General features: G+C 27.4%; 14 protein-coding genes and 2 tRNA genes. 11 read left to right on the top strand and 5 right to left on the bottom strand.

What is annotated here, in order from left to right; translation table 11 throughout:
* Window positions 1–150: 150 nt before the first annotated feature.
* Window positions 151–1206 carry an IS1595 family transposase gene (locus I2E98_RS10145; RefSeq protein WP_195468801.1) on the bottom strand — a complete coding sequence of 352 codons (1056 nt, stop codon included), beginning with the start codon at window positions 1204–1206 and terminating at the stop codon, window positions 151–153.
* 58 nt (window positions 1207–1264) lie between these two features.
* Here I2E98_RS10145 and I2E98_RS16195 point away from each other — a divergent pair, with 58 nt between their 5' ends.
* The 3 genes from I2E98_RS16195 (at window position 1265) to I2E98_RS10130 (ending at window position 3153) form a co-directional block, all read left to right on the top strand.
* Window positions 1265–1771, top strand: a complete 507-nt coding sequence (locus tag I2E98_RS16195; protein WP_347708029.1) for a DUF1189 family protein — start codon at window positions 1265–1267, stop codon at window positions 1769–1771.
* A 69-nt stretch (window positions 1772–1840) separates the two neighbouring features.
* Window positions 1841–1915: transfer RNA gene (locus tag I2E98_RS10135), tRNA-Arg, on the top strand.
* A 98-nt stretch (window positions 1916–2013) separates the two neighbouring features.
* Window positions 2014–3153: a DUF1887 family CARF protein gene (locus I2E98_RS10130; protein WP_195468799.1), complete on the top strand. Its 1140-nt coding sequence runs from the start codon at window positions 2014–2016 to the stop codon at window positions 3151–3153.
* Window positions 3154–3166: 13 nt separating this feature from the next.
* On the opposite strand, the gene I2E98_RS10125 is transcribed toward I2E98_RS10130, so the two are convergent.
* Window positions 3167–4057: a phosphatidylserine decarboxylase gene (locus tag I2E98_RS10125; RefSeq protein ID WP_195468798.1), complete on the bottom strand. Its 891-nt coding sequence runs from the start codon at window positions 4055–4057 to the stop codon at window positions 3167–3169.
* A gap of 199 nt (window positions 4058–4256) precedes the next feature.
* Between I2E98_RS10125 and I2E98_RS10120 the strand changes: the two genes are divergently transcribed.
* The gene (locus tag I2E98_RS10120; RefSeq protein ID WP_195468797.1) at window positions 4257–4817 is read left to right on the top strand and encodes a TetR/AcrR family transcriptional regulator; all 561 of its coding nucleotides are present in this window, start codon (window positions 4257–4259) and stop codon (window positions 4815–4817) included.
* Window positions 4818–4843: 26 nt separating this feature from the next.
* Here I2E98_RS10120 and I2E98_RS10115 read toward each other — a convergent pair whose 3' ends face one another.
* Entirely contained in the window at window positions 4844–6433 is a 1590-nt protein-coding gene (locus tag I2E98_RS10115; RefSeq protein ID WP_195468796.1) for an ATP-binding cassette domain-containing protein, read from the bottom strand.
* Window positions 6434–6793: 360 nt separating this feature from the next.
* On the bottom strand, window positions 6794–7441 hold the full coding sequence (locus I2E98_RS10110) for a hemolysin III family protein (protein WP_195468795.1): 648 nt from the start codon (window positions 7439–7441) through the stop codon (window positions 6794–6796).
* A 219-nt stretch (window positions 7442–7660) separates the two neighbouring features.
* Here I2E98_RS10110 and I2E98_RS10105 point away from each other — a divergent pair, with 219 nt between their 5' ends.
* From I2E98_RS10105 to I2E98_RS10095, 3 genes are all read left to right on the top strand, one after another.
* A complete protein-coding gene (locus tag I2E98_RS10105) occupies window positions 7661–8233 on the top strand; it encodes a DUF1836 domain-containing protein (protein WP_195468794.1) in 573 nt (190 codons plus the stop codon).
* A 3-nt stretch (window positions 8234–8236) separates the two neighbouring features.
* Complete coding sequence (locus I2E98_RS10100; RefSeq protein ID WP_195468793.1) at window positions 8237–9931, top strand: ABC-ATPase domain-containing protein; 1695 nt, start codon at window positions 8237–8239, stop codon at window positions 9929–9931.
* A gap of 104 nt (window positions 9932–10035) precedes the next feature.
* Window positions 10036–10110: transfer RNA gene (locus tag I2E98_RS10095), tRNA-Glu, on the top strand.
* 87 nt (window positions 10111–10197) lie between these two features.
* Here I2E98_RS10095 and I2E98_RS10090 read toward each other — a convergent pair.
* The gene (locus tag I2E98_RS10090) at window positions 10198–11574 is read right to left on the bottom strand and encodes a YjiH family protein (RefSeq protein ID WP_195468792.1); all 1377 of its coding nucleotides are present in this window, start codon (window positions 11572–11574) and stop codon (window positions 10198–10200) included.
* Window positions 11575–11871: 297 nt separating this feature from the next.
* On the opposite strand from I2E98_RS10090, the gene proB reads away from it, so the two are divergent.
* From proB to I2E98_RS10070, 4 genes are all read left to right on the top strand, one after another.
* On the top strand, window positions 11872–12678 hold the full coding sequence (gene proB / locus I2E98_RS10085) for a glutamate 5-kinase (RefSeq protein ID WP_195468791.1): 807 nt from the start codon (window positions 11872–11874) through the stop codon (window positions 12676–12678).
* A 23-nt stretch (window positions 12679–12701) separates the two neighbouring features.
* Complete coding sequence (locus tag I2E98_RS10080; RefSeq protein WP_195468790.1) at window positions 12702–13946, top strand: glutamate-5-semialdehyde dehydrogenase; 1245 nt, start codon at window positions 12702–12704, stop codon at window positions 13944–13946.
* Window positions 13947–14207: 261 nt separating this feature from the next.
* Window positions 14208–14654 (top strand): GNAT family N-acetyltransferase, encoded by a 447-nt coding sequence (locus I2E98_RS10075; protein ID WP_195468789.1) that lies wholly within the window; start codon window positions 14208–14210, stop codon window positions 14652–14654.
* A 70-nt stretch (window positions 14655–14724) separates the two neighbouring features.
* Window positions 14725–15321 carry an ElyC/SanA/YdcF family protein gene (locus I2E98_RS10070; RefSeq protein WP_195468788.1) on the top strand — a complete coding sequence of 199 codons (597 nt, stop codon included), beginning with the start codon at window positions 14725–14727 and terminating at the stop codon, window positions 15319–15321.
* Window positions 15322–15466: the final 145 nt, after the last annotated feature.

The raw sequence follows: 15466 nt of genomic DNA, 5'->3' as shown, positions 1-15466 counted from the left end.
AACTTCACTTCTTATTTTTTCCATATAAACTTTTAATAATCACTTAATCCAGCCGTCGCTTTTAGCGATTTAGTTCTATATAACGATTGTTCATCAATCATTATATTTATTGTACACTAAAAACAGTAAAATAAAAACAAATTTTACCTTTTATACATATATTGGTCTTCTTATCTTAAAGTCCTTTATTAAAGATATAGAATGTGTTGAGTTAGCATGAATAAAGAATTTCTTAGGCTTATTTCTTTCAATTTCTGTTTTAAATAGTTGACTCCATTTATACCAGAATAGGTAATTAGTTAAGTATTTTGTTGAGACACCATTAAATTTATTTATCCATCTTTTTAAACTGCTGTGAAAAGCATTAACCCTTTGAATATTATAAACATCTACAGTTTTTCTTCCACCTCTAATTTGATGTAATTCTAAGTTATGTTGAGCTGCAAAATGGATATAACTCCTATGCTTATCAGTGCATAATATAGAATTTGATTCAACAACATCTGATAAAGCTCTATCTATATCAGTATATTTAGGTCTACCATCACATATTAGACCAGTATAGATATTTCCTAATCTATCTACACCACATAACACACAGGCGAATTCCTTGGATATACCTCTTGTATTTATTTCTTTACCACGCTTTCTCGACTCCCTTGGCATAGTAAAATTAGAACTTTTACTGTGATTGCCTTTATAGCTAATAGCAAAGTAGGTTTCATCAAGCTCAATAACACCTTCAAGAGAACCGTAGCCAACAAACTTTCTAATTGCGTCTATAATTTTATGTCTCCAGAAGAAAGCAGTTGCAATGTTAATTTCAACGATTTCGGCACATTGCCTAATTGTATTACCATTTACCATACATTGGGCATATAGTAACCATTTATCTATTCCCTTTTTGCTACTTGAAACTGGAGACTTTGAAAAGTCATTGAAAGTTTTTTTACAATCTGGATTCTGACATTTATATCTTTGTTTAACACCATTTTTACCATGATATTTTCCATACTTAGATATTTTGTCATGATTGCAAAAAGGGCAACACTTTCCCTTATTAAATCTATTTTCAGCGATTTCTTCATTTACAGAGTTAGTAATTATATTTGACATCAATACATTCTTCAAAAATTCAAATACCTTACCTTGCTCATATGTATTTAATTGTGAAACTTGTTGAATAACATTATTAACTCTTGGCATGAAAAAACCTCCTAAATAGTCGCTATATATTATATTATAACCATATTTATAGAGGTTAATCAAATATCAACAGTTTATTAAAACAAAGCCATTTATTTTTAGTATTAATCCTAAAAAATATGTTTATCTATATAAAGAAAAATTAAGTAAAGCATTTCTATATGTTTTAGTACTTGCTTTGATTATTGGAGTTATTCAAGGGGCTATGAGTGCTATAGTTATTTCTGGTTTAGAAAAAACTACAAAAATGATTTTAAATCAAGATGAAGTTCAATTTGAGATGAAAAATGGAATATTAGATTTTAAAGCATCTCCTATAAAAGAAGAGGAAGGTCAAGCATTATTAATTTCATTAGTAGGTTTATTAAGCAATCTAATTGGAAATAGAAAGATATCTTATAGAGAGTTATTTAATCTTTCATTATATGCTGTTACATTACCAGCAATAATTAATTTAATATATCCAATTGGTGGATATTTTATTTTAGTTGGTGGAATTATATTAATGTTTGGGTTAAGCTATATATTTTTAAATAATGAAAAGCAAAACATAGAAAGTAATTAATTAAATGTAAAAAATTTTAATTGTTGATAAATTATAATTTTTGTGTTAACATAGAGTTGTTAACACTATGGAGCGTTAGTTAAACGGATATAACACGCCGCTACGGACGGCGCATTAAGGGTTCGATTCCTTTACGCTCTGCCAAAAAAGAACTGTTGAATTTCAACAGTTCTTTTTTTATTATAAAATTTTATGTTACTAGGAAAACTATTTTTAGAGTTAGAATAAAGAGGTAGATATATATGATTGATATATTGATAAATCAAGTAGATGAGCATAATGAAAGTAATATCCTAGCAACTCAAGAATTTAAGCCAAATTTAGTTTATTTCATAAAAGATAAAGACTCAGAAGAAAAAATGAAAACACTTAGATTATATTATGAAAAAAATTTTAAAAAAATTAAAATTGAAGAATTACTTGTTGAAGAAGGAGATAAAGAAAGGTTAGAAAAGATAATAAGTAGATTAAAAGAAAAGAATAGAAATATCTTAATTAACTTAACTGGGGGAAAAAGAATAAATTCTTTAATTTTATTAGATTTGTGTATAAAAGAAAAACTTATAGCGTTATATATAAATATTAAGAAGAAAATTATATATGAATTTAAGGATAATATAAAAATATATGAAAAAACTTTTGAAGATCTAGAGATTGATGATATTGTTAAAGCCTCAGGAGGAAAAATTATTGAAGATTCTTCAGAGTTATGTAATAAAAAAGATTTAATTTACTTTGCAGAAAAAATATCTAGCAATTTAGAATTATGGCATAAGTATAAGCAACAATTATACGAATCAAGTATATTTGAACATGATAGCAATGAAACACAAAGAATATATATTCATACTCAAACCTTAGAAGATGAAGAAATTAATTTATTAGATAAAATATTATCTAAATTTAAAGAGATGAATGAGATTAGTTATAAGAAAGAAAAAAATAGAGTAGTTGTTAACTTTAATAATGAGTACTTAAAAGCCTTTATATTTAAAAGTGGAACATGGTTAGAAATAGAAACAAATAAATTAATTAATAGTATTGAAGAGATAGACGAATCTAAAAATGGAGTAATGTTTTTATGGAATGATGAAAATCAATCTGTTAGAAATGAACTTGATGTTGTTGCAGTAAAAGATTCAGTTCCAATTTTTATTTCCTGTAAAGATAGTGATAAATATAATGAAATGGCATTAAATGAATTAAATGTATATGCTACTAAATTTGGAGGAGAAAATTCTTATAAAATATTAGTAGCTACAAAAGAGCCAATAAAATCTCCAGTAAGAACAAGAGCAAAAGAAATGGGGATTTATTTGATTATTTTTGATGGAAACGAAGAAAAATTCATTAAAGAAATTAAGAATATAATAAATAACTAAAGTGCAAAGCACTTTAGTTAGATTTTTCTCCTATTTTTTCTCCCATGATTACTTTTGTTTCAAAGCCAAAGGATGATTGAATAAGTATATCGTCATCTATATTTACTGTGTTTGGCTTAAAGAAAAGAATAGTAGTAGAACCACCAAACTTAAAATATGACTTTTCATCACCTTTAGCAACCTTTTTATTAGGTTCATAACTTTGAACTATAGATCCAACACAAGTTGCACCTATTTCCATAAGAATTACATCGTCAAAATTTTCAGAATGAAAAATAGACCATTCACGTTTATTTTGGCAGTATAATTTAGGAACTCTTTCTAAAGCAGTAGGGTTAACTGAATAATAATTTCCTTTAACTATATTTGATTTTTCAGGAATACCATTATCAATAAAATGTAGTCTATGATAGTCTGTAGGACATAACCTTAAAACTAAGCAAGTACCACCAACGTATTCATTTGCAATAGGATTATCTTCTATTAATTCAGATAGGCTATAAGTAATTCCTTTTACCTGAATTAAAGAATCTATATCAATATCAGTATAAGCTAATAAACGTCCATCACCAGGAGAGATTAAGATATTTTTATCTTTATTAATAGGCCTAGCTTCTGGAGTAAGTTTTCTAATAAAGAAGTCATTAAAACTTTTGAAATCAGAAGGATCATTAGTAAATATATCAGTATCAATATTAAAGTTTTTAATAAATGAGTTAATTTTTTTAGTACTAAATTTACTATCGCAATAATTACCATATAATTTGGAAAAAAGTTTTCTTTTTATAAATAATTCAACAAAGCTTTTACCTATTGGTGACTCATAAGCCCATTTTATGTACTTTCCACCAGCAACATTCTCAGTATCATATTTATTTGTTTTTCTATTATAAATTTGTATCATAAATTTACCTCATATTAATTATTGTAATTAAGAAAAATATTATTATAAGTAAAAATACAATAATATTCTTATAATATATTAACATATTTTCTTTTAATAGTTTATTAACATTAATATAATAGAAAAATTATTTGAAAGTATAAACTTAAAACTATAGAATAATTCATAGGAAGTAGTTTGTTAAATTGTGGAGGATAATATGAGCTTAGAAATAAAAATAATAAATGCGACTATAGATATTTTTAGGGAAAAAGGTGTTAAATTTACAATGGATGATATTGCTAACAAGTTAGGAGTTAGTAAAAGAACACTTTATGAAAATATAGATAGTAAAGAAACATTATTAAGCTTATTAGTTGATGAGGTGTTTGATTCAATTAAACAGCAAGGACATAAAATAATTGAAGATACTAGTATAGATGATTTAGAAAAGTTAAAGCGATTATTAACAATAATTCCAACTTCATATAATACTATTGATTATACAAAGATACATGAAATAAAGAAGTTTTATCCTAATATTTATGAAAAAATAATTAATAGATTAGATATATGCTGGAAACCAACAGAAATACTAGTAAATAAATGCATTGAAGAGAGATTAATTAAAAAAGTAAATTTATCCCTTATGAAGAGTGTTTTAATTGGTAGTATTAGAATTTTAATTGAAGATAATAATTTACATAAAGAAAACCTAGATTATAAAAATACTATGAAAAATATTGTAGATATAATGTTTAATGGTTTAGCAATTAAATAAAAGAGCCAGTATTACTGGCTCTCCTATTATTCACCGAATTTTTCTAAGAATTCATCATATGTCATAGTTCTATCAAAGATAGATCCATCATCATTTACTCTTATAATTCTATTTGCAACTGTTTGAACGAATTGGTGGTCATGAGAAGCAAATAATACATTACTGTTATAATCCTTTAATCCATTATTTACAGCTGTAATTGATTCAAGGTCTAAGTGGTTAGTAGGACCATCTAAAATTAATACATTTGCACTAGAAAGCATCATTCTAGAAAGCATACATCTAACCTTTTCTCCTCCAGATAATACGTTAGCTTCTTTTAAAGCTTCTTCTCCAGAGAATAACATTCTTCCTAAGAATCCTCTGATATAACTTTCAGATTTTTCTTCAGAGAATTGTCTTAACCAGTCAACTAAGCTTAATGTACAATCGTTAAAGAATTCAGAGTTATCTTTAGGGAAGTATGCTTTAGTTATAGTGATACCCCATTTGAATTCACCAGCATCTGGTTCCATTTCTCCGTTGATTATCTTAAATAAAGTTGTAATTGCAATTTCATTTCCAACAAAAGCAATTTTATCATCTTTATTTACTCTAAAGCTTACGTTATCTAAAACTTTAACTCCATCAACAGTCTTAGATAATCCTTCAACTACTAATATATCATTACCAACTTCTCTTTCAGGTTTGAACCCAACGAATGGATATCTTCTGCTTGATGGTTGGATATCATCTAAAGTAATTTTTTCTAATAACTTTTTACGAGATGTTGCTTGCTTAGATTTAGAAGCATTAGCACTGAATCTAGCGATGAAGTCTTGTAATTCTTTAATTTTTTCTTCTTTTTTCTTATTTTGGTCTTTAGCCATTTGAGTAGCTAATTGGCTTGATTCATACCAGAAATCATAGTTACCAACATATAGCTTAATCTTACCGAAGTCAACATCAGCCATGTGAGTACAAACTTCGTTTAAGAAGTGTCTATCGTGTGATACAACTATAACTGTACCTTCAAAGTCACCTAAGAAAGTTTGAAGCCATTTAATTGATTTAATATCTAAGTGGTTAGTAGGCTCGTCCAGAATTAATATTCCTGGATTACCAAATAAAGCTTGAGCAAGTAATACCTTAACTTTTTCTGCACCAGTTAATTCTGACATTAATTTATAGTGAGCATCAGTTCCGATTCCTAAACCTTGTAATAAAGATGATGCTTCAGATTCAGCTTCCCAACCATTTAACTCAGCAAACTCACCTTCTAATTCAGCAGCTTTAATTCCGTCTTCATCTGAGAAGTCAGGTTTAGCATATAAAGCATCTTTTTCTTTCATTATAGTATGTAGTCTTTCATTACCCATTATAACTGTTTCTAAAACTGGGAATTCATCATATTTATAATGGTCCTGACTTAAAACAGACATTCTTGTATTTGGAGCAATTATAACTTCACCAGTATTTGGTTCAACTTCTCCAGATAATATTTTTAAGAATGTAGATTTTCCAGCTCCGTTAGCACCAATAACACCGTAGCAGTTACCAGGAGTAAATTTGATATTAACATCTTCAAATAATTTACGAGACCCGTATCTTAAACTTACATTTAAAACATTTATCACTCAACATACCTCATTTCATTTCTTATTCTTCCGATATTATAACACAAAGTTTTTATCTTTTCATAAAAATATGCAATATTAAGATAGTGAATTAGTGAGAATTCTGCGAAAAAAATCATTGTAAAAATTTTATATACATAAAATGATTTAATATCGAAAAAAAGAAATAATATTTAAATGTGTAATAAAAAAGAAAAAAGCCGAATAGTTTCGGCTTAAAATAAGTTTATTATATTAAATAACTTTTTTTGTAATAACTTAATTAGCAGTAAGTATTGACCACGTTCTATTCCAACTTCGATACCTTCTTCATATAAATTAAGATTAAGCATTATATAAACCTCTCATAAATAAATTTAATTATATTACATAAGTATATACACAGATGAAATGACTTAAACTACCAAGTAATATGAAAATGTGAAATATTTCATGAAAGCCCCAATTACCTATAGTTAGTTTTTTAGATTTAGTGGCATAAATAATTCCTCCAATTGTATAAAGAATTCCACCAAGAACTAACCAAAATAAACTTATTCCAGGCAGAATAGTAGCTAAAGGTTCAATCATAAACAAAGCAGCCCATCCCATTCCAATATACATTGCGCTATCAACCCAACAAGGACAATTAAACCAACAAAGTTTAAATATAATTCCTGCAATAGCAAGAGTGATCATTATTAGAAACATTGTAATGCCGAATTTACCACCAATAGAAAGTAAACAGAATGGAGCATAAGATCCAGCAATTAAAACAAAAATCATTGAGTGATCAAGTTTTTTAAAAGTAGAAATTACCTTTTCACTAGAAATTATTCCATGATAAGTTCCAGACGTTATATATAAAAGAATTAAACTAATTCCAAAAATAGCTACTGACAATATTGCAATACTAGAAGCATTTGATGATATAGTTTTATTTAACATTGCTATTAAAGCAAGTAAAGATAAGCCAGCTCCAGCAAGATGAGTAATAGAGTTAATAGGTTCTCTTAATTTTTTGTACATATAAATAAACACCTCTCAATTCAACATATAGCTTTTAAAACTATATGATATTATATTAATATTATTTGTTATATGTGCAAAAGAGTCAAAGTTTATAATAGGGGATTTAAGGAAATTATCATTAATTACATCAAATATTCTTGCAAATATTAGTAAATGCTATTATTATTAAATGTAGAAATGATATGATATGGTTTTTAAAACTATGTGGAGGATACTATGGATACATTAGAAATATTAAATAGTTTACACTTGGAAAGTAATATAAAGTTAGATGAAATACCAGAGATTGATTTATACATGGATCAAGTAATACAATTATTTGAATCAAAGTTAAGTGAGCAAAAAAGAAAAGAAGATGAAAAGATATTAACAAAAACTATGATTAATAATTATGCCAAAGGTAAGTTGTTATTACCAATAAAAAATAAGAAGTATTCAAAAGAGCATATAATATTAATGTCTTTAATTTATAATTTAAAGGGGGCATTATCTATTAATGATATAAAGCTTTCTTTAGATAAGATTATAAATAAATCAGAAGAAGAAAATTATCCATTAAGAGAATTATACTCTTGCTTTTTAGAGGAATGCATAAATGATGAAAATAATTTTAAAGAAGATGTTATTAATAAAATTGAAAATATAAATAATAAAATTGATGAAAATGAAGTATTGAATAATGAATTTGAAAAAAGATTTTTATTGTTATGTTCTTTAGTAAATATGAGTAATATGTATAGAAGAATGAGTGAAAAATTAATTGATGAATTTTTTGCTGAACAGGAGTAATATATGAAAAATGCAAGTGATTTAAAAAGAGAACTAGATAGAATCAATGGCCGAGGATATAAGTCATATAAAGATTTAGAGGGACAATATAAATTTAATAACTATATATTAAGCATAGATCATGTTCAAGGAGATCCATTTGCATCACCATCAAGAGTTAGGGTAATAGTAGAAAATAAGATTAATAAATTTCCAGGGCAATTGTTTAATGAGAAATATAAGAAAACTGCACTATGCGATTTTTTGACTAGATTATTTAGCAAAAATATATATAAATATGATGAAAAAATATTTGGTTCAGGTAAGAGTGGACTTTTAGAGATAAGTAGATGCCCACAACAGATATTAGAAAGAACTTCAATAGTAATAGACAATGAAAAAATTGAAGCAAGATTTTATGTAGGATTTCCTGCAAGAGGAAGAAGTGTATTATCAGCTGAATTAGAAAAGATATTATTTAATATTCTACCTAATATAATAGAGAATACTTTAATTTATACTAATATAAGCAATAAAGCTTTAAATGAAAGAATAAACTTAGTTCAAGATCAAGAATTTATTAGAGGTGAGCTTAAAAAGAGGAAATTAGTTGCATTTGTAGCTAATAATTCTATTTTGCCAAGAGAAAGTGGAGTATCACAAAAACCATTAAAAGATGGGAAAAAATTTATATCACCTAAAGAATTAGAAATAGAGTTTAATACGCCAAATAGAGGAATTATAAAGGGAATGGGAATACCAGAAGGAATAACGCTTATAGTTGGTGGTGGATATCATGGTAAATCAACATTACTTAGAGCATTAGAACTTGGTGTATATAATCATATTGAAGGTGATGGTAGAGAATTTGTTATTACTGATGATAGTGCTTTAAAAGTTAGAGCTGAAGATGGAAGAGCAATAACTAGAACAGATATATCATTATTTATAAATAACCTTCCTAATGGAAAAGATACAGTAAGATTCTATACAGAGAATGCAAGTGGAAGTACATCTCAAGCAGCTAATATTGTTGAAGGAATTGAAAGTGGAACAAGAGTATTTTTAATTGATGAAGATACTTCAGCAACTAACTTTATGATTAGAGATACTATTATGCAACAGCTTGTAGCAAAGGATAAAGAACCAATAACTCCATTTATTGATGTTGCAAGAAGTCTTTATAATAAAAAGGGTATATCAACTATATTAGTTGCAGGTAGTTCAGGAGACTTTTTTGATATTGCAGATTTAGTTATTCAAATGGATAATTATGAACCTTTTGAAGTTACGAAAAAGGCTAAAGCTTTAAGTAAAGGAAATAAAGATCATAGTAAGGATTTAGATATTAATATTAATTTTAATAGAGTAATACTTAAGGGAACTATAGAGTCTGGGCCAAAAGGTATTAAAATAAAAACTCTAGGTAAAGATGGACTTTCTATTAATAAAGATAATATAGACTTAAGAGCTATTGAACAGATTGTAGATAGTGAACAATTAAATACTATAGGTGTCATAATGAAATATGTTGAAAATAATTTAATGGGAAAAGATTTAACTTTAATTGAAATTGCAGACAAAGTAATTGAGGATATAAATGATAATCTTATGAATATTGATAGAACAAAAGGTGGATATGGAAGTCTTGCTACTGTAAGGAAACAAGAATTAATAAGTGCCTATAATAGGTTTAGAAAGCTACGAGTTAAGAAATAAATTATATATTATTAAATAAATAATTTTAAAAAAATGGAAAAAATATCTAGTATATTTTCGTGAGATGTGGTAATATTAATATTGTAAAGTAAATAATTTACAATGGCTTGTTGGTCAAGAGGTCAAGACGTCACCCTCTCACGGTGAAATCAGGGGTTCGATTCCCCTACAGGTCACCATATCAAGGATTTAGGAGTTAAACATTATGTTTGCTTCTTTTTATTTAAAATAAAATAAGCTATCCTTAAAAGGATAGCTTAAATATTTTAATAAATGAAATTTGCAATTAGAACTATAACAGGTAAAGTTATTAATGTTCTTTCTATAAATATTACAATTAATTCTTTTATGTTTACTGGAACCTTTGATCCAAGTAATACTCCACCAACTTCAGACATATATACAAGCTGAGTTACAGACACTGCAGCAACTATAAATCTTGTCATTTCACTAGTTATTGTTGTTGAGGCAACAACTGAAGGTAATAGCATATCAGCAAAACCAACAACTAATGTTTGAGAAGCTTGAAGTGCTTCAGGTACTTGTAATAATTGTAGTATTGGAACAAATGGTAATCCTAAAATCTTAAATACTGGAGTATAAGTAGCTATTATAAGAGCTATTGTTGCCATACACATAACAATCGGAAGAACTCCAATCCACATATCTAAAACATTTTTAGAACCATCAGTAAAGAATTCTTTTATACTAGAATTTTTTCTTGCTTTTGCTATAGCCTGTTCATATCCCCATGATAAAGAAGTATATCCTTCAGGAATAGATTCGTCTATTTTTTTAGTTTCACCATTATAATAAGTATCTTTCTTTTTTGATAATGGATAAATTCTCGGAACTATTATTGCTGCAACTATACCAGCAAATGTAACAGTTAAATAGAATGGTACAAACATATTTCCAAGTCCTACAGTATTTATTACAACTAAACTAAATGTAATTGAAACCGCAGAGAATGTAGTACTTATAGTAGCAGCTTCTCTTTCAGTATAAAATCCATCTTCATATTGTTTGTTAGTTAACATTATACCTAAAGTACCATCACCTAACCAAGAAGTAATACAATCGATTGATGAACGACCAGGTAATTTAAATAAAGGTCTCATTACTTTTGTTAATAAAGAACCAAAGAATTCTAGTAATCCAAAGTTAAGTAATAGTGGTAAAAATAATCCTGCAAATAAAAATATAGAGAATAATACAGTTAAAAGATCATGTAATACAAATGAACCAGTATCTGCACTTATTATCATTTCAGGACCTATTTCAAATGCTGCAAGAACTCCAAATATTCCACCAAGAACTCTAGCTGTTAACCATAAAGGTGTAGTACTAAAAAGCGAGTTTAATAATTTATTATTAGTAATAAATTTAGGTTTAAATAATGTAGTTATTAAACTAAGTACAGCAGAGATAGCTAATGTTCCGGTGATTATGTATACTATATATTCCCCAAGGAAATCTACCAACATTCCAGAAAAAATAGCAATTGGAATTGTTACATCACCTTCGTGCTTTATTGGAATCATAAATAATAAGATACCAATTATAGAAGGTATTATAAATTTTAAGTTATCTTTTAAGGTAACTTTATTATTATCAAATGGTTTTAAATTCGAAATTTCCATTTTGTCTCCTTTATATTTATATACATAAATTTTTTATAAGTATTAATACATGTTCATTTTAAATGCAAGAATATTAAAAATCAATAGTTTTTATGCATAAAAATCTAAAAAAAACTTATAAAATTTAATTTTTATGCAAAAATATTAAATTTTATAAGGCTTTTATTCAACTTTATAACTAGAAATCATTTTAAGAGGAAACTAAGGTTATAAATGTAAAGGAAATTTTTATGGTAAATAAGAATAAAGATAATTATAATATAGAGATAACAATCTAAGATTAGGGAGATGAGTGAAGTGGATTATAGAGAGCAAATAAGAGAATGTAATAGAATAGTAGTTAAGGTAGGAACCTCTACTCTTACTTATGATAATGGAAATATAAATTTAACAAGAATTGAAAAATTAACAAGAGTACTATCAGATTTAATGAATTCAGGAAAAGAAGTTGTACTTGTTACATCTGGAGCAGTTGGTGTTGGAGTTAATAAACTAAAATTAAAAGAAAAACCAACAAGTATAAAAGAAAAGCAGGCGGTAGCTGCAGTAGGACAATGTGAACTTATGCATATATACAGTAAATTTTTTGGAGAATATAGTCATGTTGTTGGTCAAGTTCTTTTAACAAGAGATGTTGTTGAGGATGATCATATAAGAGAAAATGTTGTTAATACATTTGAAACTTTATTAGAAAATGGAATAATACCAATAGTTAATGAAAATGATACTGTTGCTATAGATGAGATAGAAAATATAGTTAGATTTGGTGATAATGATAATTTATCTGCAATAGTTGCACAACTAGTATCAGCAGATTTATTAATTATATTATCTGATATAGATGGATTCTACGATTCAGATCCAAGAAAGAATCCAGATTCTAAACTTATAAAAACTGTAGAAGAAATTACACCTGAATTAGAAGCTTGTGCAGGTGGTGCAGGAAGTTCACTTGGGACAGGAGGAATGGCTACAAAATTAACTGCAGCAAAAAGAGCTATAAATGCAGGATGTAATATGATATTAGCTAACGGAGATAATCCAGGGATATTATTAGAAATTACTGAGGGAAAAGAGATTGGAACATTGTTTATAAGAAAATAATTATAGGGAGGAGCTAAATAAAAATGAGTGAATTAATTATTAAAGGTAAAAAGTCTAAAGAAGTTTCTTTTATATTAGGAAATTTGAGTACAGGAGAAAAAAATAAAGGCTTAAATGCAATGGCTGATTTTTTAGTTAATAATAAAGAAGAAATTATTAATGCTAATAAAATAGATTTACAAGCAGCAGTAGAAAAAGGTACATCTAAATCTATGCTTGATAGATTATCTTTAAATGAAGAAAGAATAGAAGGAATGGCCAATGGATTAAGGCAAGTAGCAGCACTTCAGGATCCCGTTGGAGAAGTTTTAGGAATGTGGACTAGACCTAATGGATTACAAATAGGTCAAAAAAGAGTTCCTTTAGGAGTTATAGGAATAATATATGAAGCAAGGCCAAATGTAACAAGTGATGCTGCAGGACTTTGTTTTAAAGCTGGTAATGCAGTTATTTTAAGAGGTGGAAGTGAAGCTATTAATTCTAATAAGGCTATAGTTAGTGTTTTAAGAGCTGGTCTTAAGTCTGTAAATCTTCCAGAAGATGCAATTCAATTAATAGAAGATACTAGCAGGGAAGTTGCAACTGAAATGATGAAATTAAAAGACTATATAGATGTCTTAATTCCAAGAGGTGGAGCAGGGCTTATTCAAGCAGTAGTTAAAAATGCAACTGTACCTGTAATTGAAACTGGAACAGGTAATTGTCATATATATGTTGATGAATATGCAGATTTTGAAATGGCTAAAAATATAGTTTTAAATGCAAAGACTTCAAGACCATCAGTATGTAATGCAGCTGAAAAGCTATTAGTTCATGAAAAGATAGCTAAGGAATTTATGCCAATAATTTTAAATGCTTTAAAAGAGAAGGAAGTAGAAATTAGAGGGGATGAATCTTCAATTGCTTATGATGCTTCAATAATAAAGGCAAATGATGAAGAATGGTATAATGAATATTTAGATTATATAATTGGTGTTAAAGTAGTTAAAGATATAGATGAAGCTATTAACCTTATTAATCATTTTGGTTCAGGACATTCTGAAGCTATAGTTACTAAGGATTATGCAAATTCACAAAAATTCTTACAAAAGGTAGATGCAGCAGCTGTTTATGTAAATGCATCAACTAGATTTACTGATGGTGAAGAGTTTGGATTTGGAGCAGAAATAGGTATTAGTACTCAAAAACTTCATGCAAGAGGGCCAATGGGACTTAAGGAACTTACTACTATTAAATATATTATCTATGGAAATGGCCAAATTAGATAAGTGAAAGCCCAAATTTTAACTGACACTCTAAATCTATGATTTAGTTAGTGGAAGTTACCTACTTGGTAATTTGGTTGCTTGAACTTACTCCTATGAGCGAAGCGAATAGAGAGTTTCAGATAAAAAGCCCAAATTTTAACTGACACTCTAAATCTATGATTTAGTTAGTGGAAGTTACCTACTTGGTAATTTGGTTGCTTGAACTTACTCCTATGAGCGAAGCGAATAGAGAGTTTCTATATAAGAAGGGAGGAGAAGGTTATGAAGTTTGAAATAAAGAAGTTTAACGAATTAACAGTTGATGAGATGTATGAAATTGCAAAATCAAGGTTTGAAGTTTTTGTTTGTGAGCAAGAAATCACTGAAGAACAGGACTTTGATGATAAAGATAAAGTATGTCATCATGTAATGTTAAAAGAAAATGAAAGAATTGTTGCTTATAGTAGAATTGTGCCTAAGGGAAGTGGATATGAACATATTTCAATAGGTAGAGTTTTAGTACTTAATAGTCATAGAAGAAAAGGTATAGCACAAAAGATGATAAAAGCAGCTTTGGAATTTATTAAAAATAATTTAGATGAAAATATAGTCGTATTATCTGCACAAGAGTATGTAAAAGAAATGTATTCAAGTGTAGGCTTCAAAGTTGTATCAGATGTTTATGATGAAGTAAATATTCCGCATGTTAAGATGAAAATAGAATTATAAAAAATAGTGTACAAATAAAAGAGTCAATACATATCATATAGTAGTAGAAATAGTCGACAAGGAATAATATATGGCTTATGTATTGATTTTTTGTTTAATGATAGTGCTAATTGTTCTTGAGATTTTAGTAGTAATGGATAGATATGGACAAAAGTACATTTTAGACATGAAAGACCTTCCGATAGATTGTGATACAGTAATTGTTTTAGGAGCGGGAGTAAGACCTGATGGAAATCCTTGTGATATATTAGCAGATAGGTTAGATACCGGAGCTAAGGTATATGTAAGAAGAATAAGTAAAACAATTTTATTAACTGGAGATAATAGTGGAGAAAGCTATAATGAACTTAAGGTTATGAAAAATTGGATTATGAATAATTACACTAAAGCAAATATAAGAGAACAGGATTTACTTATCGATAATTGTGGATTCTGTACATTTGATAGTATGTATAGAGCAAAAACAGTGTTTAATATAGAAAGTGCAATAATATCAACCAATAGATATCATTTACCAAGGGCTATATATATTGCAAGAAAATTAGGAATTGATGCTTATGGTATTGCTTCTGATATGAGGAAATATGATAGGATGAAAAAATATAAAAGAAGAGAATTATTAGCACAAATTAAAGATTTCTTTTTATGCCTTATAAGGATACATTAATATGTAGCTTTATAAGGCTATTTTTAGATTTGATTAACTTAATTACTTTTGACATTATTAAATAAAATATATAATTTTATTCTAAGAATATTTTATAATAAAAATAAAAAGTTAAAATATATAGTACAGAGATTAGGAGGGGGCT

It is taken from the genome of Clostridium sp. D43t1_170807_H7 (assembly GCF_015555905.1).
Taxonomy (GTDB): domain Bacteria; phylum Bacillota; class Clostridia; order Clostridiales; family Clostridiaceae; genus Clostridium.
The sequence above is the reverse complement of the archived record's forward strand: the minus strand, read 5'-3'. Positions and strand labels throughout refer to the sequence as shown.